18 protein-coding genes are annotated in these 24491 nt (G+C 71.6%); 4 read left to right on the top strand and 14 right to left on the bottom strand.

Translation table 11 applies throughout. From position 1 onward, the window contains the following. Position 1: 1 nt before the first annotated feature. A complete protein-coding gene (locus tag AB0F61_RS30465) occupies positions 2–1216 on the bottom strand; it encodes a cytochrome P450 (RefSeq protein WP_357816755.1) in 1215 nt (404 codons plus the stop codon). Positions 1217–1380: 164 nt separating this feature from the next. On the opposite strand from AB0F61_RS30465, the gene AB0F61_RS30460 reads away from it, so the two are divergent. Next, positions 1381–4515 (top strand): BTAD domain-containing putative transcriptional regulator, encoded by a 3135-nt coding sequence (locus AB0F61_RS30460; protein ID WP_357816752.1) that lies wholly within the window; start codon positions 1381–1383, stop codon positions 4513–4515. Here AB0F61_RS30460 and AB0F61_RS30455 read toward each other — a convergent pair. The 4 genes from AB0F61_RS30455 to AB0F61_RS30440 all read right to left on the bottom strand — a co-directional run bounded on the left by AB0F61_RS30455 (position 4433) and on the right by AB0F61_RS30440 (position 7487). Beyond that, on the bottom strand, positions 4433–5224 hold the full coding sequence (locus AB0F61_RS30455; protein ID WP_357816749.1) for an ABC transporter permease: 792 nt from the start codon (positions 5222–5224) through the stop codon (positions 4433–4435). The two genes, AB0F61_RS30460 and AB0F61_RS30455, sit on opposite strands and share 83 nt — an antisense overlap. Further along, positions 5221–6165 carry an ATP-binding cassette domain-containing protein gene (locus AB0F61_RS30450; protein WP_357816746.1) on the bottom strand — a complete coding sequence of 315 codons (945 nt, stop codon included), beginning with the start codon at positions 6163–6165 and terminating at the stop codon, positions 5221–5223. Before AB0F61_RS30450 ends, AB0F61_RS30455 begins: the two co-directional genes overlap by 4 nt. Before the next feature lie 65 nt (positions 6166–6230). Then, positions 6231–6833, bottom strand: a complete 603-nt coding sequence (locus AB0F61_RS30445) for a histidine phosphatase family protein (RefSeq protein WP_357816743.1) — start codon at positions 6831–6833, stop codon at positions 6231–6233. Positions 6834–6842: 9 nt separating this feature from the next. After that, positions 6843–7487, bottom strand: coding sequence for a transcriptional regulator (locus tag AB0F61_RS30440; protein WP_357816740.1), 645 nt, complete (start codon positions 7485–7487; stop codon positions 6843–6845). Between the two features lie 111 nt (positions 7488–7598). Between AB0F61_RS30440 and AB0F61_RS30435 the strand changes: the two genes are divergently transcribed. Then, positions 7599–8729, top strand: a complete 1131-nt coding sequence (locus AB0F61_RS30435; RefSeq protein ID WP_357816738.1) for a PEP/pyruvate-binding domain-containing protein — start codon at positions 7599–7601, stop codon at positions 8727–8729. A 347-nt stretch (positions 8730–9076) separates the two neighbouring features. Then, complete coding sequence (locus tag AB0F61_RS30430; protein WP_357816735.1) at positions 9077–10078, top strand: mechanosensitive ion channel domain-containing protein; 1002 nt, start codon at positions 9077–9079, stop codon at positions 10076–10078. Positions 10079–10195: 117 nt separating this feature from the next. On the opposite strand, the gene AB0F61_RS30425 is transcribed toward AB0F61_RS30430, so the two are convergent. The 5 genes from AB0F61_RS30425 to AB0F61_RS30405 form a co-directional block, all read right to left on the bottom strand. After that, positions 10196–12316 carry a radical SAM protein gene (locus AB0F61_RS30425; RefSeq protein WP_357816733.1) on the bottom strand — a complete coding sequence of 707 codons (2121 nt, stop codon included), beginning with the start codon at positions 12314–12316 and terminating at the stop codon, positions 10196–10198. A 10-nt stretch (positions 12317–12326) separates the two neighbouring features. Beyond that, positions 12327–13724: a TfuA-like protein gene (locus tag AB0F61_RS30420; protein WP_357816730.1), complete on the bottom strand. Its 1398-nt coding sequence runs from the start codon at positions 13722–13724 to the stop codon at positions 12327–12329. Then, complete coding sequence (locus AB0F61_RS30415; RefSeq protein ID WP_357816728.1) at positions 13717–14883, bottom strand: YcaO-like family protein; 1167 nt, start codon at positions 14881–14883, stop codon at positions 13717–13719. Before AB0F61_RS30415 ends, AB0F61_RS30420 begins: the two co-directional genes overlap by 8 nt. A gap of 27 nt (positions 14884–14910) precedes the next feature. Further along, positions 14911–15285, bottom strand: a complete 375-nt coding sequence (locus AB0F61_RS30410) for a class IIb bacteriocin, lactobin A/cerein 7B family (protein WP_357816726.1) — start codon at positions 15283–15285, stop codon at positions 14911–14913. 149 nt (positions 15286–15434) lie between these two features. Next, positions 15435–15797 (bottom strand): hypothetical protein, encoded by a 363-nt coding sequence (locus AB0F61_RS30405; RefSeq protein WP_357816724.1) that lies wholly within the window; start codon positions 15795–15797, stop codon positions 15435–15437. Positions 15798–16121: 324 nt separating this feature from the next. On the opposite strand from AB0F61_RS30405, the gene AB0F61_RS30400 reads away from it, so the two are divergent. Beyond that, the gene (locus AB0F61_RS30400) at positions 16122–16901 is read left to right on the top strand and encodes a MerR family transcriptional regulator (RefSeq protein WP_357816722.1); all 780 of its coding nucleotides are present in this window, start codon (positions 16122–16124) and stop codon (positions 16899–16901) included. A 9-nt stretch (positions 16902–16910) separates the two neighbouring features. Here the strand turns inward: AB0F61_RS30400 and AB0F61_RS30395 are convergent, their stop codons facing one another. From AB0F61_RS30395 to AB0F61_RS30380, 4 genes are read right to left on the bottom strand one after another with little or no spacing between them, the layout of a single operon-like run. Beyond that, positions 16911–19943, bottom strand: coding sequence for an ATP-binding cassette domain-containing protein (locus AB0F61_RS30395; protein WP_357816720.1), 3033 nt, complete (start codon positions 19941–19943; stop codon positions 16911–16913). A 24-nt stretch (positions 19944–19967) separates the two neighbouring features. Further along, the gene (locus AB0F61_RS30390; RefSeq protein WP_357816718.1) at positions 19968–22151 is read right to left on the bottom strand and encodes an NHLP family bacteriocin export ABC transporter peptidase/permease/ATPase subunit; all 2184 of its coding nucleotides are present in this window, start codon (positions 22149–22151) and stop codon (positions 19968–19970) included. Beyond that, on the bottom strand, positions 22148–22957 hold the full coding sequence (locus tag AB0F61_RS30385; protein WP_357816715.1) for a hypothetical protein: 810 nt from the start codon (positions 22955–22957) through the stop codon (positions 22148–22150). The genes AB0F61_RS30390 and AB0F61_RS30385 overlap by 4 nt, the downstream gene beginning before the upstream one ends. Continuing rightward, positions 22954–24417 carry a SagB family peptide dehydrogenase gene (locus AB0F61_RS30380; RefSeq protein ID WP_357816712.1) on the bottom strand — a complete coding sequence of 488 codons (1464 nt, stop codon included), beginning with the start codon at positions 24415–24417 and terminating at the stop codon, positions 22954–22956. The genes AB0F61_RS30385 and AB0F61_RS30380 overlap by 4 nt, the downstream gene beginning before the upstream one ends. Between the last annotated feature and the right edge of the window lie 74 nt (positions 24418–24491).

Below are 24491 nucleotides of genomic sequence, written 5' to 3'. Positions count from 1 at the left end.
GTCATCGCTCCGTTCGGGCCGTGAGCCGCACGGGGACCGAGTCGTAACCCCAGATCAGGATCGATCGTGTACGCCGGGGCGGTCCGGTCAGCTCGGCGCCGTCGACCCGCCGCAGCAGTCGGTCGAACTGCACGGTGAGCTCCGACGTGGCGAGCGCGGACCCCAGGCAGTAGTGCGCGCCGGTCGAGAAGGTGATGTGCGGGTTGGGGGTCCTGGTGATGTCGAACCGATCGGGGTCGGCGAACACCTGGGGGTCGCGGTTGCCGGCCGACAGCCACAGGGCGACCGGATCGCCGGGGTTCAGCGCGTACTCCCCGATCCGGGTCGGCGCGACGGCGGTCCGCAGGACGTGCATCGCCGGGCTGGTGAACCGGAGAATCTCCTGGATCGCGCCGGGCAGGAGCCCTGGTTGGTCGCGCAGCATCGCCCACTGGTCGGGGTTGTCGAGCAGCGCCAGGAACCCGCCGATCATGGCGTGTCGGGTCGTCTCGTTGCCGCCGGAGATCAGGCCGTCACAGTTGAGGAAGATTTCCTCGTCGGTCAGCCGGGTGCCGTCGACGACGCCGTTGACCAACGCGGTCACCACGTCCTCGCGCGGCTCGCGGCGGCGACGGCGGATCAGGTCCTCGTAGTACGACAGGATGTCGGCGTGCGCCTCGGCCATCGCGAGTTCGTCGGCCTCGCCCGACCCGAACGCCACCATGGTCCGGTCCAGCATGAAGTCCCAGTCCTCCGGCGGCACGCCGAGCGTGTCACAGATGACCGCGAGTGGCAGCCGCGCGGCCACGTCGGAGAGGTCGCACTCCCCCTGCTCGATCGCCTGGTCGATGATGCGGGCGGCGGTGACCCGCATGTTGTCCTCCAGGCGGGCCACCATGCGCGGCGTGAAGACCGAGTTGACGATCCGCCGGATCTTGCCGTGCCGCGGCGGATCCGTGATGATCAGCATCTTTCCGGCCGCGAGCGACGTGGCGGCCGGGTTCTGGTCGAGCCGCATCCCCCGTTCGGAGGAAAACCCCTTCGAGTCCTTCAGCACCCGGGAGATCAGCGCGTGCGACAGCACGGCGTGGAACCGGCGGCCCTCGAAGGTCCCCTCGTGCACGGGCGCCGTCGCGTGCATCCGCCGCCACAGGTCCTCCGGGTTCCCCCGCTGGTACAGCTCCGGATCGCAGAGTTCCTGAGCGTACGTCGTGGAGACGGACTGGCCTTGAGGCATAGAGCTGATCTCCAAACCGAAGGGGTGAGCCCATGATGTCCCCGGCTCTCCCCCGGGACACCCCCAGAGTTCGCCGCCCGGGCGCCGCGACTCCCTGGGGTCGACCCGGGACACCCCGGGTCACGGCACGGCGAGTGCCCAGCCGCGGGTGACAGACTGACCTCATGCGCGTCGGAATGCTCGGCCCTCTGCTGGTGACGGCCGGCGGGACCGAAGTGCGGATCGGCGGCGCCCGGCTGCGCGCACTGCTCATCCGGCTCGCGCTGGAACCGGGCCGGAGGGTGCCGACCGACTCGCTGACCCGGTCGCTGTGGCCGGAAACCCAGCTCACCGACACCACGCACGCGCTGCAGGCGCTCGTCTCACGGCTGCGCCGGTCGCTGCCGGATCCCGCCGTGCTGGAGGGTGCCGCGGGCGGATACCGGCTGCGGCTGCTCCCGGCCGCGGTCGACGTCACGCACTTCGAACACCTGCGGCAGGAGGGCCAGCGCCGGCTCCGCGAGGGCGACCCGGCGCACGCCGGCCGGGTGCTCCGGGAGGCGCTCGCCCTGTGGCGGGGTGATCCCCTCGTCGACGTGCGGGACCTGCCGTTCGCGGCGCAGGAGGTCAACCGGCTCACCGAGCTGCGGCTCACCGCGTTGGAGGACCGCGTCGCGGCCGACCTGAGGTGCGGCACCGACGACCTGGTCGCCGAGCTCGAAGGGCTGACGGCCAGCTACCCGGCCCGGGAACGGCTGCACGCGCTGCTGGTCCGCGCGCTGCATGCCGAGGGCCGCCAGTCCGAGGCGCTGCGCGCCTACGCCGACTATCGCCGTTACCTCGCCGACCAACTCGGCAGTGACCCCGGGCCCGAACTGCGCGCCGCCCACCTGGCGGTGCTGCGGGACGACCGCGGCACCGAACGGTCCAGAGGCAACCTGGGTGCGCCGCTCACGTCGTTCATCGGCCGGGCCGAGGAACGCCGCCGCATCCACGACCAACTGCGCGAGCAGCGGCTGGTGACGCTCGTCGGCACCGGCGGCGTGGGCAAGACCCGGCTGGCGACCACCCTGGCCGCCGAACTGTCCGACCGGACGCCGAACGGCGTCTGGCTGATCTCGCTGGCCGCGGCGACCGCCCCCACCGACGTGGCGCAGACGATGCTGCACACCCTGGGGGTACGCCCGGCCGACCGACCCGCCGACCCGGTCCGCGCACTGGTCGCCGCACTGGCACCGACCGAGACCGTGCTCATCGTGGACAACTGCGAGCATGTCATCGCCGAGGCGGCCCGGGTCATCGAGCACCTCCTGATCGGCTGCCCGCGGCTGCGGATCGTCGCGACCAGCCGGGAACCACTGATGATCCCCGGCGAGGCCCTGAGCCCGGTGCCGCCGCTGGCCGTCGCTCCGCCGGGCGCACCGCTGGCCCAGGCGCTGGAGTCACCCGCGGTGCGGCTGCTCGTCGAGCGCGCCCGGGCGGCACGCCCCACGTTCACCGCGACCGAGACCAACATCGGGCCGATCATCGAGACCTGTCGCCGACTGGACGGCCTGCCGCTGGCCATCGAGCTGGCCGCCGCCCGGCTGCGGTCGATGTCGATCGAACACCTCGCCAGCCGCCTGGACGACCGGTTCCGCCTGCTCACCGGCGGCAGCCGGACCGCGTTGTCCCGCCACCAGACCCTGCACGCCGCGGTGACCTGGAGCTGGGATCTGTTGAACGAACCGGAGCGGCGCGCGCTACGGAGCGTGGCGGTCTTCTCGGGGTCCTTCGACGTCGCGGCGGCCGAGTCCCTCGGGGTGGCGCCGGAACTGCTCGACGTCCTCTTCGACCGATCGCTGATCACAGTGGTCGACGGCCACGAACCCCGTTTCGCAGTGCTGGAGACGATCCGGGAGTACGCCCTGCAGCGCCTGGCCGAAGCCGGCGAGGTGCTCCGGATGCGGCAGGCCCACGCGGCACACTTCCTGGCGTTGGCCGAGCGGGCGGCACCGCGTCTGCGCGGCCCGGAACAGCACTCGTGGATGCTGCGGCTCGACGCCGAGAGCGGCAACCTGCTGACGGCCCTGCGCTTCGCGACCGACTTCGGCGACGCGGACACCGCGGTCCGGATGGCCGCCGCCCTCTGGTACGCCTGGGTGGTCAACAGTGAGCACACCGAGGCGGCCGAGCGGCTGCGCCGAGCCCTGGCGGTGCCCGGCCCGGTCCGGGCGGACGCCCGCCGTACGGCTGCGCTCGGTCTGCTCTTCAGCAGCGTCCTCACCGGTGACCGGGAGGTGATGCGGGACGCCCAGCGCCAGGTGGTCGACGACGGCACGCTGCCGCCTCACGACCCCTTGGCCACGGCGCTGCTGGCGGTGGCCGCCGACGACCCCGCCCCGGTGTTCGCCGCGGACGGCCCGGGAACCGACCCGTGGGAGCGGGGCCTGTTCTGGTGGACCCGGTCGTTCCTCAGCGCCAAGCGAGGTGACCCGGGGGCGCTGTGCGACGCGCTCACCCGCGCCGAGGACGGCTTCCGTCGAGCCGGCGACCGCTGGGCGCTGGCCATGTGCCTGCTGAGCATGAGCGACGCTCAGCTGATGGTCGGCGATCTGGATGCCAGCCTGCACGCTCTGGAGGAGTCGACGGAACTGGCGCAGGGCCTGGGCCCCAACGACCAGCAGCGACTCTGGCTGGCGATCGTACGGTTGCGCACCGCCGACGTGCAGCGGGCACGCGCCGAGTTGCTGAGCATCGTGGAGCAGGCGCCGCCCAGCCGCTACGCGTCCACCGCCCGGATCTTCCTGGCCGACCTGTGCCGCCAGGACGGCGACCTGGACGCCGCCGCCCGCCAGCTACGGCACGCCGCCGACGACCGCGGGGCCCAGCAGGATCTGGTGTTCCGGTCGCTGTACCGGTTGTCGGCCGGTCACCTGGCCGTGGCCCGCGGCGACCTACGCACCGCCGCGCGGGACCTGCGCGAGGGTCTGCGCCTGGTCGCGGCGATGCCACACGTGCCGATGGGCGCCACGGTCGGCGCCGGCGTGGCGGCGCTGCTGCTGCGTGCCGGTTCGCCGGCGTCGGCCGCCCGGGTGCTCGGCGCCAGCCGCGCGCTGACCGGTGCGGCCGACGCCGACATCCTGCTGCTCGAAGGCAAGCTCGGCGAGCAGCTCGGCACGAAGGGCTACGAGGACGCCTGCCGCCTGGCACCCGCCGCGGCCCTGGCCCTCATCCAGCGGAGCCTCGCCGCCGCCGTCACCTCCGACGCTGGTAGGCGAACACGGCCAGCGGACAGAAGATCACCAGCAGGACAGCCGACCAGATCAGGGTCTGGGTGACCGCGTCGCCGGCCGCACCACCGCTGAGCAGCGCACGGCAGGCGTCCATGGCGTGTGTGACCGGGTTGACGTTCGCCCACGCCCGCAGCCATCCCGGCAGGGTGTCGATCGGCGCCGACAGGCTCGTTCCCAGCACGAGCGGCAGGAAGGCGACGAACGAGAACGTGAGCACCGCACCCTCGTCCCGGACGAGAACGCCCAGGAACACCGTGACCCAGCTGAGGCAGAACCCGAACGCGACGGCCAGCAGCACGGCGGCGAGCGTCGACAGCGGGTCACTCTGCACCCGGAAGCCGAGCGCGTACCCGATGCCGAACAGGACGATCACCGCGAGCACATACCGGACGACGTCGGCCGCGACGGATCCGAGCAGCGGCGCGGCACGTTCGATGGGCAGGCTCCGGAAGCGGTCGAAGATGCCCTTCTTGACGTCGAGGTTGAGGTTCAGCCCGGTGGCCAGCATCCCGGAGAGGCTGGTGGTCATCACCAGGATCCCGGGAAACAGGTACTGCAGATAGTTGTCGGTGGACCCGGACACCGCCCCGCCGAACAGGTACAGGAAGAGCACCAGGAAGATCACCGGGGTCATCACCCCGTTGATCAGGTAGCCGGGGTTGCGCCTGGTCTTGACGAGGCTCCGCCTGGCCAGGACGGCGCTGTGCCGCACCAGCCCGAACGGCCTCGACCCGGACGTCTCGGTGGTGGTCATCGCCGCACCTCCTCGGCTCGGCCGGTCAGGGCGAAGAAGGCCTCGTCCAGGCTGGGCAGGCGCAGCGAGAACTCCGCCAGCCGCACGTCCGCGTCGACCAGGCGCCGCACCACCTCGGGAAGCACGCGATCGTCCTCGACCGGCACGGTGACCACGCCCCGGTGGACCGGTTCGGCGCGCCGCCGGGCGACCTGCTCCAGTACCTCCGCGGCCACGTCCGCCTGTCGGGGATCGACCGGCCGTACGACGATCGTCTGCCCGCCCACGATCCGCTTGAGGTCGGCTGACGTCCCGTCCGCGATCACCCGGCCCTCGTCGATCACACAGATGTGGTCGGCCAGCGCGTCGGCCTCCTCCAGGTACTGCGTGGTCAGCAGCACTGTCACCCCCTCGGCCGTCATGCTTCGCACGAGCCGCCACAGGTCCTCGCGCCGGCCCGGGTCGAGCCCGGTGGTCGGTTCGTCGAGGAAGACGATCCGCGGTCGCCCGACCAGGCTCACCGCGAGGTCGAGGCGACGCCGCATGCCGCCGGAGAGCGCCGAGGCCCGCTGCGTACCGGACTCCCGCAGATCGAACTGCCGCAGCAGTTCGTCGGCGCGGGACCGCGCCTCCGCCTTGCGCAGGTCAAGCAACTGCCCGACCATCACCAGGTTCTCGAACGCGGTGAGTTCCTCGTCGACGGTGGCGTACTGCCCGGTCAGGCCGATCAGACGCCGCACCCGGTGCGCCTGGGTCACGACGTCGAACCCGCCGACGACCGCGCGGCCCTCGTCCGGGCTCAGGAGCGTCGCCAGGATACGGATGGCGGTGGTCTTGCCCGCGCCGTTGGGCCCGAGCACGCCCAGCACCGTCCCGGCCGGGGCCGCGAGGTCGAGCCCGCTCAGCGCGGTCTGCTTGCCGAAGCGTTTGACCAGGCCCTCGGCCTGGAATGCGTAGTCCATGATCGGAGGCTGCCACCGGCGGATCACAGACCCCGCACACATCGCTCACACCGGCAGCGGGCCCCTCACGGGCGTGCGGCCGAGCGGAATCCGGTCCAGCGCAGGTCACCCGAGAGATGGCTCTGGTCGTTGAACATCACCAGCGTGGGCGACAGGCCGGCCCGGTATTCGATCACGGTGAGACCGGTGTTCGCGCTGTCCAGGCCGAGCCACCGGGTGGGCGGGGCTGCCAGCGCGTGCCGCACCAGCCATGCGATCGGGTACGCGTGCGTGATCAGCACCTCGTGCGAGTCGGGCTCGTTGCGCTCAGGGGCCGTGGTGAACCGTGCCACCAGGGCCTCCGCGGTACGTTTGCCGGCCGCCGCCTCGGCCTCGTCGTAACCGTCGAAGAAGCCGGCCCAGGAAGGGGGCATCTCGTCCGCGTTCGGCACGTACGGCACGTGGTCGATGAGTTCGGGCGCCTCGGCGATCGGCACGTCCGGCAGGTGCTTGGCGATTTCGCGCGCGCTCGCGGCGGCACGCGGCAGCATCGAGTGCCAGACCGCGTCGATCGGCAGGCGGGCGAGGCGTCGGCCCAGGAGGTCAGCCTGCTGGTATCCCGCGTCGGTGAGCTCGCCGAAGGCGTCCGCTGCGCCGTGTCGCGCCACATAGAGGTATCGGATGGCCACGTCAGAAACCTACCGGTTTCCCGGCTCGGTGCCACGGGCAATCCCGAGCGTCGACAGTAGATCCTCGTGCAACTCCATCCACACCGCGTGGCACGACGCGACACCAACCCCGGTCACCCACTGCCCCTCCCCCGCACGCGCACGCGCCAGCGCCGCGTCGAAGCGATCGGCGTAGCCGTCGAACCGACCGAGCACGCTGACGAGCGCGCCGATCAGCCGGGCCAGTTCGGTGCCGATCACCGTGAGCTCGTCCAGCACCCGGCCGTCCCACTGCGGATCGCTGTGGTCGTTGGACGTCAACCGGTCACCCTCGGCGGGCCGCAACTGCCAGTCGGTGCAGGCCTGAACCAGCCGCCCGTTGAGAACCTCGAACTCCTTGTGGGCCTGCTCGACGGTGGCCCGCGCGCCGGTCTGGTCGAGCTCCTCGCGCAAGTTCCGGGAGTCCTGAGCACGGCCGCGCTCGGTGAGCGTCCACCCGCTGGTGCCACCGAACTCGACGTGTGTCACCCACCCGTACGCTTCGAAGTCACCCAGAAGCTCGGCGGCCGTGTCCAGGTCGATGCCGGTGCGGCGGGAGACCGCCGCGTCGTTGGCCACCCCGGTCACCCGCACGGCGTGCAGAACCGACAGTTCCGGTGATGAGGCATGCATCATGTCAATCAGCATTCAGATTCCCGCACCGGTCGTCAACGTGACGCACGCGCCGCGAGTGCGGATCTTCTCATCCGGGTCCGGGTAGGCTCCCCGGGAGCTGAAGGAGGCCCGTTGCTGATCGACCTGACCGACGCGGACCCCGCGACGTGCGGTGGCAAGGCCGCCACGCTCGCCCGGCTTCTGCGAGCGGGCTTGCCGGTCCCACCCGGTTTCGTGGTGCCGACCACCGCCCACGAGAAGCCGGACGACGGCCTCTCCGCCGAGCTGGCCGACGAGATCGCGCAGGCACTGCCGCGGCTCGGTGACGGCTACCTTGCCGTACGGTCGTCGGCGACCAGCGAGGACACCGCCCACGCCACCGCAGCGGGGCAGCACGACACCTTCCTGGGCGTGCGCGGCCGGGATCAGGTGGCTGACGCCGTACGCAGGTGCTGGTTGTCGCTGTGGTCCGAGCGCGCCGTGGAATATCGGCGTCGGCAGGGCGACACCCGGTCGCCGGCGATCGCGGTGCTGGTGCAACGCCTGGTGGACGCGGACGTCGCCGGGGTGCTGTTCACCGGCGACGACATCCGGATCGAGGCGTCCTGGGGGCTGGGTGAGAGCGTGGTCAGCGGGCACGTCACCCCGGACTCGTGGACGGTCTCCGACGGCGCCATCACCCAGCGGTTCCTCGGCACGAAGAGGACCCGGGTCGACCGCACGGTCACCAGCGAGGTGGACCAGGCCGACCAGGATCGCTACTGCCTCACCGATGACGAGGTCACCCGACTCGCGCAGCTCGGTCGGCAGGTGGCCGACCTGCTGGGCGGCCCGCAGGATGTCGAGTGGGCGATCGTCGGCTCCCGGATCTGGATCCTCCAGTCGCGCCCGGTGACAAGCGCCCTGCCTCCCGCGTCAACGGCCGTCGGCGACGGAAGCGAGGCCCTCACCGGTACGCCCGGCAGCCCCGGTCGGGCCACCGGGCCGGCGCGCGTGGTGCGTGGCCCCGCCGACTTCGCTCGGGTCCGGCCCGGTGATGTCCTCGTGTGCCGCACCACCGATCCGGCCTGGACCCCACTGTTCGGCGTGGTCGCCGCGGTCGTCACCGAAACCGGCGGCCTCCTCTCGCACGCCGCGATCGTCGCCCGCGAGCAGGGCCTCCCGGCCGTCCTGGCAGTCCGGGACGCGACGACAGCTCTACCCGACGGCGCGCCGGTTGACGTGGACGGCAGCACCGGCCGGGTCGCACTCCTGGGTACCTGAGCCTCGGGCGGTGCGGCTGGTGACAAACGTCGGGCTGTTCGGCCGACCCGGACATGAAGCGCTACCGCGATACCTCCGGCCCTCACCATCCGCTGCGGCTTCCGGCTGAGGCCGCTCAGACCGGTGAGGCGTCTCCCCGGACATCGCGGCGTACCACGGTGCGCGCGGCCTGGGGCAAAGCTGTGAGAGCAGGATTACTGCCGCGCGGGAGCCAGGTCAGGGCCATGCCGCCACGCGGCACCCATGACCTTGGAACGGCCGCGGCCGATTAACCGCAACCGCGGTTGCGGCGCCAACGGATGTGTTAGAACGGTCCTGAGGTGAATACGTCAATGCCAACTCGTGCGGTGTTTGTTCTCGTCGGCGCCGCCGTCGGTGCCTTCCTCCTGAGCTGGCTGGCCGGACGAGCAGTGCAGCGACTCACCCGAGGTCGCTTCGAACCTTTTCTGAGTATGGCCCGGGTGCGCAGCCAACGCGCGTTCAGCACTCTGGTGGTGGCTTCGGCGTTGTATTACGCATTGCCAGCGTCGGGCCTGCCGCCGGAAGTGCTCTTCCATCTCCGACACTGGGATCAACTTGTCGCGATCGGGACCGCCGGCTGGTTCCTCACCAAGCTTCTACATGTTGGGGAGGAGCTCGTTTTCCGGCGCTACCCCCGCACACCCGCAGACGAACGGATCCGACGGACACGCACACAAACCAAAGTGATTCGGCAGACCACAGTTGCCCTCGTGGTCCTGCTAACAGTTGGCCTGATGCTTTTGACCTTCCGCCCAGTTCGGGTGCTGGGAATCACCGTTATAGCATCTGCTGGAGTGTTCGGTCTATTGGTCGGAGTCACGGCACGGCAAGTCCTCCAGATGGCAATATCCAGCATCCAGATAGCCTTCAGCGGCGCATTACACCTCGACGATGTTCTCGTTGTCGAGGGCAACTGGGGGCAGGTCGAGGAGATTGAACTCACCCACGTCGTGGTTAGAACCTGGGATAAGCGCAGGCTAATCATACCGAATACGTATTTCACGAGTAAGCTCTACGAGAACTGGACTCGCTTCGGCGGCACCGTTGCCGGTTCGGTGGATCTAATTCTGGATTACACAGCCGATCTCGAGCAGCTGCGGGATGAAGCGCAGCGGCTACTGGAAGCCTCGACCGAGTGGGACCGCAACGACTGGGAGCTTCAGATGACCGACATGGGCACACAATCGGTAACCGTGCGTATCACCGCTACGGCCGGGGATGGACCGAGCGCTTGGAACCTGCGGTGCAAACTGCGCGAAGGGATGGTTGGATTCCTCCGGACCGATCACCCGGAGTGGATGCCTCGTCGTCCGAAATTTGAGGCTTGACAGCGGGCGAAGAGGTGGCCGGTCGGCGTTGAATTATGCGGTCGCCGAATGCGGGATCGTCGCACCGGTCGTCACCGAAGAAGACCTTCACCCCGGCAAGTCCGCCGACCAGCGGACCTATCGATCGGTCGCGAGCCGATGCCGGCGGATCAACCGCTGCCCGATGAAGGTCCGCCAGACCCGGTCGGCGACTGTCGGTTCGACGATCCAGAGCCGCCGCTGCGCCTCGGCGAGGGTGAGCGGCGCGCTGAAGAGATCCAGGAACAGCCGGCTGCTGCGGTTGAGGGCGAACACCTGACCGTCGACCCGGCGGAACAGGTGCCGGTCCGCCGGCAGGTCGCCGGGGACACCGTCCTGCTCGTCGGAGCGGATCCGCCGGTACGCGTCCCAGACCTGCTCGTCGTCGCGGTCCACGAAGGAGCCGTTGGCGAGGAACTCGGTCTGGTCGTCGGTGTCGTGGCGTACCCGGTCGTTGGCGAGGACGCCACGCACCGCGGTGCCGTACCGGTCGTGGTAGAAGAACGTGTGCGGGGTGTCGGTGGCCCCCAGCCACGGGCGGTGGTAGTGCCCGGGGTTCAGGCCGGCCTTGGCCTGGGCGACCTCGGCCTGCGCCGCCTCGGTGACCGGCTCGTCGAACTTGAGCATCCGGACGATGTCCGACCCCTCCACCGGCCGCACGTTCGTGATGCCGAACCGGTCCGGTTCCTTGGCGACGATCGCGCCCGGGGTGAGCATGAAGTCGCCGAGCCCGCCGAGGGTCCACAGGTCCGGGTTGTCCCGCAGGAAGTTGACGCTGTCGAGCGCCTCTTCGCGGGTCTCGGTGGGGAAGCCGGTGAAGCCCATCATCTGCACACCGATGTTGGCCTTGGTCATCGCCGTCATGGTGCGTCGTGCCTGCTCGGGCTTCGTGCCCTTGTCGATCAGGTCGAGGATGCGCTGGTTACCGGACTCGAAGCCGACCGAGATGGCCACGCAGCCGCTGCGCCGCAGCAGTTCGCAGCGCTCGTCGGACCAGTACTTCTCCAGCCGGATCTCGGCCCCCCAGCGGAAGTCGAGCCCGCGCTCGACGACCCGCTCGGCGAAACGCAGGATGGTCGCCGGAGCGAGCACGTCGACCGAGAAGTAGATGAACTTGGCGAACTTCGACAGCTCCGTGACGTCGGCGACCATGGTGTCCACCGTGTCCTGCCGCCAGGGGCTGGTGGGACCGTCGGTGTTCAGGCCGTAGTCGCAGAACGTGCACTTGTTCCAGTAGCAGCCTCGCGTCGGCGAGTAGTAGACGAACCGCTCCGGGCTGAGATAGAGGTCCCAGGGCAGGCCCGAGAAGTCCGGCACCGGCACCTGCGCCAGGCGTTCGTAGCGCAGGGGAAGCTGACGCTGGCGGCCGTACTTCGGGTGCAACCGGACGTTGGGGTGCCCGGCCGGCAGGGTGCCGGTCTGCACCGCGTCCAGGATCTCCGTGTACGCGCTCTCCCCCTCACCGACCACTATCGCGTCGAAGTCGGCGAGCACCTGGAAGACGTACTCGGGTTTGCTCGCGCACTTCCAGACGTCGGAGATCTCGGTGCCGCCCGCGATGAGGAAGACGTCGGGGCAGGCCCGCCGCACGAGTCGACCGATCCAGAGCGCGAACGGGAGCTGCCACTGGTAGGTGACGCTGATGCCGATCACCTGGTGCCCGGCGGCGGCCAGCCGCGGGATGAGCACGTCCTCGTAGTACGGCTGGAACGGCCGGTTGAGCCGGGCGAGCAGCGCCTCGTCGGTCAGCGCGGCCACCGAGCCGATCGAGATCATCGGCGGCGGGTGGAGCCGGAAGCCGGCGTGGAACTGCCCGGGGAACCCGACCGTGCCGAGCGCGTCCATCCAGGAGATCACGCCCTCGACGGCGTCCTGGTAGTGCCGGTAGTCGTAGAACAGGGTCGGGTCCTGCAACACCCCGATCGACCGGCGCAGCCGCTCCGGGTCGGGGTCGGGCAGGCCGAGCTGATTCGCCCGGGCCATCAGCGCGTCCGGGCCACTGAGGTCGTCGATGGAGACCCGGGACAGCTCCCGCCGCAGCCAGTCGTACGCCGACGGGGTGTAGGAGTGGTGGAACGCCTCGATGTTGGCGTCGATGATCTCCGCGGGCCGGTGGCCCTGCGCCCGGGCGTAGGAGTCGAGGTAGTTCAGGGAGTGGTATCCCGAGGTGGGATCGGTCAGCGGGGGATAGATCAGTGCCGCCTTCACCGTGCCGCTCATCGACTCCTCCTCAGCCGACCCGGGCCGCTGTGCCGGCCAGGGTGTCCTCTTGCGCGCACGTGTCCACCGCCGGCAGTCGCGGGGCACCGAACGCCTTGACGTACGCGACAAACGGTTCGGCGGCGTACCGGAACGCCGCCAGGTCGACGAAGCCCCGGTCCCAGGCCGCCGCTTCCAGCCCGTCGACGGCACAGCCCCACAGCTTCGCGAAGCACGCGTCGACGACCTCGGTGCGGAAGTGCAGCCGGCCACCCGGGCGGCGGTGCCCGGCCGTCCGTGGGACGAGCGTTTCGTTGAGTGACGCCGCGGTCGCCGCGACCTGCCGCGCCGCGGCGAGCAACGCGGGGGTACGCAGCGGCGCCGCGACCATCCACAGCGCCAGGCTGCGGTACGGCGTGGTACCGAACGCCCGCACCAGCACCCGCAGCACCGCCTCGTGATCGCCGAGATCCCGTTCCCGGTCGGTCAGCCAGTCCCACCCGGTCGGCAGCGCAGCGGTCAACCCTCGCCGGCGGGCCACCTCGCGGGCGCGCTGCTCGACCATCGGGTCGGCGATGTCGACCTCGGCCAGCCCGGCCAGCACCCCCCGGCGGTGCCAGGCCGCCGACTCGGGGTGCAGCAGCATCAGCACCGCTGCGGCGTCCCGGTCGCTGACCCAGTGCCCGCCGACCGACTCGCCGGCGAACCGCGATCGCCAGGTGTCCAGGAAACGGGTGTGCAGGTTGTCGATCGGCTGGTCGCCGGCGTGCGCCGGGCACAGCTCGGGCGCGTCGTCCGCCGCCATCGACAGCAGCAGGCGCGCGTCGGCGCCCTTGGCGTCGGAGGGGTCCCGCCGGTGCCACGTCAGGAACCGGTCCACGACGGTCGCCGCCTCGGGGGGCGCGCTGCGCTCCAACGCCCGGTACGACCGCCGCCGGAAGGGCAGCTCCCGGCCGATGTCCAGCAGCAGCTCGGCCTCGGCGTCGCTGAGCACGCCCGCCGCGACGGCGCGGCGCAGCGCGACGCGGATGTTCACAAGCGGGACGCTCAACGCGCGGTGGCCTTCCTCGGCGGGACCGTGCACGACAGCCACCTCGTCGTCGCCAGTGACGACCCCGTCGCGGTAGAGCTGGAACACGTCGCCCACGCCACGCATCCCGAACGGCCACAGCTCGGCGGCGCGCAGCGCGCCCATGCTGGCGGCGCCAGCCACTGTCACGCCCCGGTCGAGCAGGTGGAGGATCTCCCGGTGGCGGACCGGCGGGTGTTGCAGGAAGAACCCGTCGATGACGAGGACCCGGTCGCCGGGGGCGACGTCCAGGCGGAGCAGGTCGCCGTGCGCGACCGGCGGCAGCACCACCGCGTCGGGCAGCAGCCGACCGACCTCGTCGGCCGGCAGGCTGGGACCGATGAAGACGACGTCAGTCACGGGGCACTCCTGGTCGGATACTCAGGGCCCGCTCGTCGAACATCCGCAGGCCGGGGGCGAACACCTTGCTCACCGGAATGCCGATGTCGTCGTGGGTCAGGTCGACGCTGAACGGCTCGACGCCGGTGACCCGCTGCACCCGCGCCGCCAGCTCGCGCAGCACCTGGGTCACGTCCCCCACTGGTGGCGAGTTCCGGCGGACCGGCCGGACGGGCCGGTCGACGGTGGGTGGCGGCACCGGCGGCGCGCCGACGTCGCCGTAGGCGGTGGCGTCGATGTCGTCGCGCGCTCCGGAGACCATGACCAGCCGCGACTGCGCCGCCTCCGACATGGCCCGGCCGACGGCGATCTCCGGGTCCACGTGGCAGCCGAAACCGCCGAAGGTGACCGGCAGGTCCTCCGACCAGATCGAGGCGGCGTAGCAGGGCACGTCGACCGCGTTGGTGATGTCGCAGACCTCCACCCAGCAACCGGCCCGCAGCAGCGCCTCGTGCACGGTGCGGGTCATCGCGTTGGTGGCGGTGCCCGGGTCGGCGTAGGTGCGCTCGGCCAACGGTGAGGTGCAGTACGGGGCGATGCAGTCCCGTTCGACGACTTCGAGCAGGGCGTGCAGGCTGGCCTCGGCAAAGGTGTTCCCGGTGGCCAGCCCGTTGCTGCTGGCGGTGAACAGGGCGCGGTCCCAGCCCCGCCGGATGGTGAAGTCGAGTTCGATGGTGGCGCGGGGCACCAGGCAGGGCGCCCCGGTCACCAGCCCACGGCCGGCCACCCAGTCGAGCGCGACGGCAGGGGTCAGGGGTGACCGTTCCGCCAGGTGCAGCCACCGGACGTCGTAGGGCAGGTCGAGCGCCTCGGCCGGGGACCGGACGACGGTCCCCGGCCGGAGGTTCTCGGCATGCCAGGACTCGATGCTCTCCATGACCGCGCTGACCCGGGCCTGCGTGGCCGTGGCGCCGGTGCCGACGCTCACCGCCATGGTGGCTCCGACCGGCCGGTAGGCGACGTGCACCGGTAGGCCGATCTCGTCGAGCCGGGTGATGTCGGCGACCCGGGTGATCCGGAACCGGTCGAGCAGGCCGGCGATCCGTTCCCAGGTCTGCTCCACGGTGGCCGTCCGGTAGGTGCCGGATCGGAAGGCGATGGTCTCGGTCGTGTCAGTCATCGAGGCTCCCGGCGGGGGGTGGGGAACTCAGACGATGAGGACGGCGATGATGTTGACGTTGTTGTCGGCGATCGGAGCGACGCCGCCGGCGACCGTCTCCAACTCGGCCTCGGTCAGCTCGTTGAGGTCGACGAGCGGCACCTCGGGTACGTGCAGCACGTGCAGGCCGGGCGTGCCGGACCAGTCGGCGACGATCTGGTCCTTGGTGTAGAGCGTGGCGGGCTGGGCGCGGTCGACCTCGACCCGGGAGCCGGGGGCGACCGGCAGGCCGGCCGCCGTCGCGTAGCCGGTCGGGTCGGCGAGCAGGCGTTGCAGTTCCTCGTCACTGCGCCACACGGCGGTTACCAGTTCCGAGTACTTGGTCACGAACCTCGCGCCATATTCCTGGTCGTCGTTGCTCATCGTTCGGTCCTTTCCTCGGGGGTCGCTGCGGAACGGGGGGTCGATCGCTGTGGCGAGAACGCTACGAAGATCGAGCTTTGACAATCAACGATTTCGGCTTACTGCCATCAGAATCTGCCGTGCCGACCGGTGGGCGGCAGACATCGGTGTCACGTGCAGCAGCACGGGCAGCAGCAGGCGCAGCTGGGGTCCAGGCCGGCGACGACGCTGTCCAGTTCGTCCTCGGCCAGCTCCGTCTGGGCCACCGGCAGCAGCGACGGCACGAAGAGCACGAAGATGCCTGTGGTCCCCGCGAGCTGCCACGACTCGACCTGCACCTCCAGGTCGGGATCGGCGTCGGCGACGTCCCGGACCACCCGGACCTGCACATCCTCGGACAGTTGCAGCCCGTAGCTGGCGAGAAACCCCCGCGGGTCCCGGTCGAGCGCCTGCTCCTTGACCGGGTCGGCCCAGACGTCGGCGACCAGCCGGCTGTACGCGGCCACGAAGACCGCTCGATCGACAGGTGTCACACCCTGCTCCCTTCGATGGTCGACCGCCGGCGGCGGCGACAGGCAGCGCGGGAGTTTCCGGGCCGCCGGTTTCGCTTCATCGTGGGTCACCTGTGGATCCGGTCCGCCCAAAGAACGGGGATTTCATCGAATGTGGCCGCGAAAAGGTCGCGCTGCGGCGAAAGCCGGGTAATTGAGAATCAGCGACCTGCGGCGGGCGAACAATTCTAATGAGCGGCCCCACTGTGGACAAGTAGTAATTCCTCGCCTGTCATCCGCCCGGTTCCCGCACCTACGCTGCGATCGGCGGACCGCTCAGGAGTGACAGCGGTTCGACGGGGTGCCGTGTTCCGTCACCGAGTGCTGCCGGAGGCCACCGTGACCATCGACGAGGTGACGACGACGCCGGGCGGCCCGGCCGGGTACAGCGTGGAGGAACTCGCCCGCAAGGTCGGGATGTCGCCGCGCAACATCCGAGCCCACCAGGCCCGGCGGCTGCTGCCGCCGCCGGTGCGGCGCGGTCGGGCCGCGCTCTACGACGACTCGCACGTGCGCCGGCTGGACGCGATCCTCGCCCTGCAACGGCAGGGCTTCAACCTGGTGTCCATCGAGGCGATGCTGGGGGTCCGGGCCAGTGACGAGGCGCCCGACGGGCTGACCGCGATGCTGCAACGCCTGGCCGCCGACCGTCCCGCGCTGGCCCACGCGCTGACCCGGCACGGTGTGATCGGCCGGACCACCGACGGCACCGTCCGCACGGTCCGGCCACGCCCGCTGCGCGCCGCCCTGGACCTGCATCGGGTACGCGTGGGCACGGTGCCGGCCCTGCAGACCCTCAGCGAGGTGCTGGACAGCCTCCGGCCGGTGGCCGACGAGCTGGTCGCCGCCGTCACCGCCCGCCTGCTGACCCTCGCTCCGGAGCTGGTACGCGGTGGCGCCCGGTCGTCCTGGGCCGACCTGGACCGGGAAACCCTGCTGCTGACCCAGGGCGTGGTCAACGTGCTCACCGAGGCGTTCCGGCTCGCCGTGGAGAACCAGTCCGAGGCCCACGTCGCCGAACTGCTGGAAAACCACCTCGACACGGACGTGTGCCTGGAGGACAGCACTGTCATCGACAACGGCTGACCGACCCCGTCAGCCGGTCGCGGGCTGTCCGTCCGCCTGACGGCTCTCCACCACGGCGTCCGACCGTTCCGGTTCGGTGAGCAGTTGCCGCCGCGCCAACCGGTGGAACAGCCCTTCCGGGTCGTCCATCAACTCGTCGAAGGTGCCCCGCTGGACGATCCGCCCCGCTTCGAGGACCACGATGGTGTCCGCGGCACGGACCGTGGACAACCGGTGGGCGATGACCACCCGGGTCGCGGCCAGGGCCGCGGTGCTCCGGCTGACCACCTCCTGGGTCCGGTTGTCGAGTGCGCTCGTCGCCTCGTCGAGGAAGATGATCCGGGGTAGCGGGGCCAGCGCGCGGGCGATCAGCACCCGCTGCCGCTGCCCGACGGAGAGCGTGCCGCCGCCGAACGGCACCATCGTGCTCATCCCCATCGGCAGCGCCTCCAGGTCGTCGGCGAGGCCGGCCATCCGGGCCGCCTCCCACACCTGGTCCAGCGGGAAGCTGCCGGCACCACAGATGTTGTCCCGCACCGAGCCGGCGAAGAGCTGGCCATCCTGCAGGACCACCCCGCACTGCCGGCGGACGGCGTGTACGTCGAGTTCGGAGAGGTCCTGGCCGTCGTAGAGCACCGCGCCCTGCTGCTGGCGTTCGAAGCCGAGCAGCAACCGGAGCAGCGTGGATTTCCCGCAGCCACTCGGTCCGACGATGGCGACGAACTCACCCGGGCGGACGTGCAGGTCGATGTCGACGAGCACCGGCGGCTCGTCCGGCTGGTAGGCGAAGGTGAGCCGGTGCAGCGCGACCTCGCCGCGCAACTCGCCCGGGTCCACCCGGTCCGGACGCGCCTCGGGTTCGGCGCGCAGGATCTCCCGCAGGCTGCCCAGCCGGGGCACCGCCGCGATCACCTCGACCCCTGCCGACACCAGCACCAGCAGGGCGCCGAGCAGCATCGCGAAGCCGACGTTGAGAATGAAGAAGTCGGCCGGCGCGACCCGGCCGGCGAGCGGCCCCATCAGCACGGCGAACAGGACCAGTTGACCGGCGACCGGCAGCACGGTGCCGAAGGCGACCAGGCCGGCCTGACTCTGCCGGACCCGTTGCAGCGATGCTCGGGCCGCCGCGGCCACCTCCGACCAGCGCGCGTGGGCCCGGGTCTCGGCGGCGGCCAGTTTGATCTTCACGATGCCGCCGAGGAGCTGGTTGGTCATCGCCGCCGCCCGGTGCTCGGCCGGCAGCGCGGATCGTTGCTGACGGACGATCAGCACGGCGAACGCGCCGAAGGTCAGCATGGTGACGGCGACGATCCCCGCTCCCCAGAGCCCGAGCACGGGCTCGACCACCAGAAGCATGCCGAGGGTCACCGCGACCGTCGCGGCCGCCGAGACGAGTTGCGGCAGCAGCGCGCTCAGCGCCTCACCGACGAACGAGATCCCCAACATCGAGTTGGCGATCTCACCACTGCTGCGACCGGTGAAGAACCGGGCCGGCAACCGCATGAGCCGGTCCCAGATCGCCAACTGCGCGCCGGACTGCAACCGCCCGTCCAACCGCAGCAGACGCAGGTTCTGCACCACGCCCACCAGCCCCGCGACCACCGCCGCGCTGAGCATCAGCGCGACGAAGCCGACCAGGCCGGTCACCTCGCCCTGCCGGGCGAGCTGGCCGAGCACCTCACCGGTGGCCAGCGGCACCCCGAGGCCCAGCACTGCCACGCAGACGGCGGCGAACAGCAGACCCCGCACGTCCCGGGCCGCACCGACCATCCCGGCCCGCAGCAGGTGACGCATCCGGGCGGTCGGCGGCAGCGGCGCCTGCACCTCGGTCGCCTCGGCCGCGAACGTCGCGGCCACCGTCGCGTCGATCGGAGCGTACGCCCGGGTGTCCGGGTCCACGTGGTGGTAGCGGCCGCGGCGGAACACCAGCGGCACCGCGACGGCGTGCTCCGGGTCGTCGCCCGCCCGCCACCCCACAAGCGGACCCAGGTCCCGCCGCCACCAGCGCTCCGGCAACCGCACCGCACGCAGGAACAGGCTGGACGCCCGGGTCACCGCGTGCACCGCCGCCCGGTCGTCGAGCGGCGCGCGGCTGCGGTCGGCCGGCTCGTTGATCGGACTGCCCATCCCCTCGGTGACCACCCGGAGCACCGACGCCGCCCGCCCGTACCTGTCGAAGCCGGCCTCGGTGTCCGGGACCGGAACCGCGCCGCCCGCGCCGATCACCCCGATCGAGCGGCGGGCCGCCGCGGCGAGCACCGCCGCGTCGGTCTGCCGGCGCCGCCGCACGGCGCTCAGCAGGGCAGCGTCGACCTCCTCGATCCGGGTCTCCACCATCCGCAACAGTCGGGCCACGTGCTGGTCGACGGCCGAGCGGAGCTGGCCGCTGACCAGCAGGTCCCAGCTTCCGTGACTCTCCACCGCGCACGGCGACTCGGCCACCACCCAGTCCCGCTCGGTGACCAGCAGCAGCTCCCGCTCCCCCGACATCTCCGCCGGGCCACCGTCGTTGCGGCGTAGCTGCCCGCCGGCGCTGCGCAGCCACCAGGCGCCGCCGGTGGAGGTGAGGGCGCTTCCCTGCGCCAGCGAGATGATCTCGCGCCCGCACAGGGTGGACGCCTCCCGGGGCGCCTGCCCCCGGCGCAGCGCGTCGGCGATGGTGACCAGCACCAGGTCCACCGCCGCGACCAGCTCCGTCGCGGCGGTCCGTGCCCGCGGCGACGCGCCCTCGTCCGCCACCCGACCGAGCCGGACGTGCCGCTCCAGCAGCGACAGGTGACGCCGGGACAGCCCGCGCAGCTCCGTGCCGGGCAGCGGCACCAGGATCAACTGCCACGCACCGATCGCCGTGGACGTCGGCACCAGCCCACCGGCGGGAAGCCGGGCCACATGGTGACGACGCGAAGGGCTCATCCCGGCCCGGCGCACCGCGAACAGGTCGGCCTCACCTCCGGTCACCAGCCAGCCGGCCACCGGACCGTCCAGGCGACAGACCTCGCGTACGCCGTCCGCGCAGAAGCCGATCAGGCCGCCGGCCGGGGGATCCTCCACCGCGCCACTCATCAGCGTCTCCTCGGATCGTCGTGGTCAGTGGTCCCGGACCAGGCGCGCGTACGCCCCGTCCTGGGCGACGAGCTGCTCGTGGGTGCCGCGCTCGACCTCCCGACCGCCGTCCAACACGACGATCAGGTCGCAGTCGCGGACCGTGGACAGCCGGTGGGCCACGATCAGGCAGGTCGCCCCCCGGCGGCGCAGGTGCATGTCGATCCGGCGTTCGGTCTCGGCGTCCAGTGCGCTTGTGGCCTCGTCCAGCACCAGCACCCGCGGGTTGCGCACGAGCGCCCGGGCGATCTCCAGCCGCTGCCGCTGCCCGCCGGAGAAGTTGCGGGCGTTCTCCCGCACCGGGCTGCCCAGGCCACCCGGACGGGCCGCGACCTCGTCGTAGAGGCACGCGTCGGTGAGCGCGGTGACGACGTCCTCGTCGGCGACAGTGAGGTCCCACATGGTGACGTTGTCCCGGACCGTCCCCTCGAACAGCCGTTGGTCCTGGTCCACCATGGCGACGGTGGTCGCCCACAGGCCGTCGTCGGCCGCCGACCGCTCCAGGCCGTCCACCGTGACCCGACCGGTCCAGGGCCGGTAGAGCCCGGCGACCAGCCGGCCCACCGTCGACTTGCCGCTGCCCGAGCGCCCGACGAGCGCCACCCGGGCACCGGGCGGCAGGTCCAGGCTGAAGTTCTCCAGCAGGGGACGGCCCAACGGGTTGTAGCCGAAGGTGACCTCCTCGATGCGCAGGTGTCCCTCCATCGGTGTCAACGCACGGGCGGGGCCGTCCTGGGCCGACGGCAGTGGGTACCGCTCCACGTCCCGCAGCCGGTTGAGGTCCGCGCTCATGTCCTGCAACCGGGAGCCCAGCGCCGTGAGGTTGCCCAACGGGCGGTTCATCGCGGCGGCCAGGCTCTGCATGCCGACAAGCACGCCGACGCTCATCGCCTCCGCCACGACCTGCCGGCTGCCCAACCCGAGCAGCACCGCTGTGGTCCCCGAGGCGAGGAACGCCGGCAGGACGGAGAGCACCGCGGTGGGCACCCCGAGCCGCTGCTGACGGGTGGCGACCGTCGCGTGGCGGGCCGCGAACCGGGCCACGGCCCGTTCCTCCTCGCCGCCTGCCTTCACCGTCTCGATCATCTGAACAGTGGTGTAGACAGTGGTCACCAGCTTGCTGCGGTCCGCCTGCAGGCCGGCGACGGCTGTCGACCGGGTCGAGGCGACATAGCGGAGCACGCTGACGTTCAGCCCGGCGAGGACCACCGCGCACAGTCCGAGCAGCAGGTCGTACTGGCAGAGCAGTGCCCCGTACGCCAGCACCAGACCGGTGTCCACCACTGTGGTGGCCGTCCGGCGGGTCAGCACCTCGGCGACCACCTCGTTGCCGCGGACCCGTTGGCTGAGGTCGGCGGCCTGCCGCTGGTCGAAGAACGCCGGCGGCAGCCGCAGCAGATGTCGGAAGAACCGGGCCGCGCTGGCGAGGGCGAGCGCCGTCTCCGCGCGTACGGTCAGGCGTTGCTGGAGCAGGCTGGCCAGGAAGGTCAGCACCGTGGCCACCGCCACCGCCGCCACCAGGCCGGCGAACGCGGACCGGTCCTCCTGCAACAGCACCCGGTCGACGAAGACCTTGGCCATCACCGGGATGGTCAGACCGACCACGGCGATCAGCAGGCCGAGCAGCAGCATCTGCGCGATCGCCGAGCCGGGGCCGCGCCACCGCTCGGCCAGCGCCCGCACCAGCCGGTAGCGGGTGCCGCCGGGCCGGAACTCCGGGCCGGGCTCCATGGTGAGCACGATGCCGGTGAAGGCGCCGTCGAACTCCTCCCAGCTCACCGCGCGGGGGCCGGTGGCCGGGTCGTTGATGAAGACCTTGCGGCCGAGCCCCTCCAGCACCACGAAGTGCTCGAACCGCCAGAACAGCACCGCCGGCAGCGCCACGGTGGACAAACCGGCCAGGTCCATCTGGAAACCCTTGGCGACCATGCCGTAGCGGCGGGCGCCCTTGAGCACGGTGGCCGCGGTGGAGCCGTCCCGGCTCACCCCGCACACCCGGCGCAACTCCTCCAGGGGCACGTGCCGGCCGTGGTGCGCGAGCAGGATTCCCAGCGCTGCGGCACCGCACTCCACCGCCTCCATCTGGATCAGCGTGGGCGTGCGGACCCGTCGTCGGCGGATCCTGGGCAGTTGCGGCGTGCCGCTGGCCGCGGTCGTGGGCGCGCTCATCGACGCAGCAACCAGTCGATCGGGTGTTCCCGGTCCACTGTGAACCAGGCGGTGACCTCACTTGCCGAGTTGAGCTGGAACGGCGGCGGTGACTTCGTCCAGCGCAGGCCGCCCGGGGCCGCCGGGTCGGGTGCCAGGGCCACCGTCACCCGGACCACGCTGCCGCGGGCGAGCAGCCGCCGGACGTCCGGCCCGGTGCCCAAAAAGGCGCGCAGCGAGGCCTCCGTCTCCGGGAACGCGCCGACAGTGGTCACCTGGCCGGCCAGGGTGCCGAACACGTTGCGCGGCGCGGCCGCGGCGGCCACCTCGACGGACACCCCGGGTTGCAGCAGCGGCGCGGCGACGGCCGGGGCGTACACGACGGCCTGCAACGCGTCCCCGGCGGTGTCGAGCCGTTCCAGGTCGGCCAGATGCGTGCCCGGTGCGACGATCTCACCCTCGGACACCAGCCAGGCCACGACGTACGCGTCACCCGGCGCGGTCTCCACCCGCACCTTGCCGTCCGCCGTGCGCAGGCTGTAGAGGGGGGTGCCCTTCGGCACCCGCTGGTGCGGTGCCGCCCACACCTTCGTGACCTGACCGCTGTCGAGCGCGTCGAGGGCCGAGATCCCGTTCGAGTGGATCAGCACCCCGGCCGCCTCGACGGTCCGGGGCACCACCGTGCGCACCGACCAGACACCCGCCGCGACCACGACGATGACAAGCGCGGTGGTGGCCAGCCAGTTCGGCACCGTGGTCAGCCGGACCGCCCGGTCCAGTTGTTCGGGCGCCTCCAACTGGCGCAGCGCCTGCCGCCGGAACTTCATGGCCGGCCCCCCGCCGCCGGCGGGCCGCCGAGGCGGCGCGAACCCAGCAGGAAGTCGGCCACACTCGGCTCGACAAGCGGGTCGAGCCCGGACAACTCGGCGAAGGCCTGGGAGTCTCCGGCGCCGAGGGCGCACGGCGCCAACCCCATGGCGGTGGCGACGAGATACATCTGCTGGGTCAGCACACCCGCGTCCTTGAGAATCATGGCGTAGCTCATCCCTTCGTACTTCCACATCAGCCGTTGGACCCGGGCGGTGACCACCAGGACCGTCTGCGGCGGCCGGGGCAGGGCGCCGGCCGCGCGGGCGTACGTCAGCAGCCGGTCCGCGGCCGGTCCCCACCCGGCGACCGGCTCCAGCCGGTGCCCGACCGCGTCGTAGTGGTAGAGCCCCGGGTCGAGCCCGGCGCAGCGCGCGACAAGTGGGTAGATCTCCAGCTCGTAGACTCCGCCGCCGCCCGGGTAGGGCCGGTGGCCGACCTCCTGCCCGCCGGCCTCGCCGACGGCGCTCGTGTGCTGCGACCGGTGCAGGAATTCCGCAAGCCGTTCCAGGGACAGCGGTGCCGCATCGTCGTGGTCGCGCACGCTGCGGCGGTCCGTGACGACCTGACTGAACGCGGGGTCCGCCTTGGCGATGGTCGCGAGGTCCGGCAGCGGCAACTCGACCGCCCGCCCCCCGTCGTACGGGCGGCGCAGCGGTTGCGGCGCGAAGCGTTCGCGCATCCGGTAGGTGCCACCCACCGGCAGCGCGTGTCGGCCGGCCCGGGAGCGGTGGTGCAGCCGCAACTCCTCAGGCGACCAGTAGGCAAGCGGCGCGTCGTCGCACTCCGCCGTGAACTCGGCGTCGGTGACCAGGATCCGGGCGGTGGCCAACTCGTCGAGCACCCGGCCGGCGGCTGCCGGCGGCACGCCGAGCGTGCGGGCCACCGTGTCGGGTCCGACGCCCGGCGCGGCGGCGGCCAGCACCGCGCCGATGGCGGCGTCGGCGCAGCCGACCGCGACGGTGCTCAGCGGCGATGCGGCCATCAGCATGCCCTGTTCGTGCTGGAGGGTGGCGAAGCGGGAGAGCCGGTAGCGGACCCCGGGGGTGTGCAGGCGACTCTCCGGCAGACTGCCCCGGCCCAGGCCGGTGGGCACCAGGTCGAGCAGCGCGCGATCGTCGACCTGCAAGCGGCGCTCCAGCCAGGAGTGGGCGAGCAGCCGGCGCAGCAGCAACTGCGCGGGCAGCACCCGGTTCTCCCCCTCCAGCCCGCTGATCAGCCGGCCCACCTCGACGTCGTTCACCCAGTCGGCGGCGAGCCGCAGCAGCAGGGCCCGCCGACCCATACCGGGTTGTTCCAGGGTGAGCTGGAATCGGGTCTGCCGCAGGGTCAGCGAGCCGTCCTCACCGAGTCGCAGCTCCGCGTCCCGGCGCAGCCGGTACGACTCCTGCACCGGCGGACCGCCGACGGAGCCGCTCACGACGACCGCCCACCGACCGGGTCCACCACGGTGGTCATCCGCACATCCTTCCCACGGTCCCGGTAGGCCCGGGA

Source organism: Micromonospora sp. NPDC023888, assembly GCF_040639415.1.
Classification (GTDB): Bacteria; Actinomycetota; Actinomycetes; order Mycobacteriales; family Micromonosporaceae; genus Micromonospora.
The sequence above is the reverse complement of the archived record's forward strand: the minus strand, read 5'-3'. Positions and strand labels throughout refer to the sequence as shown.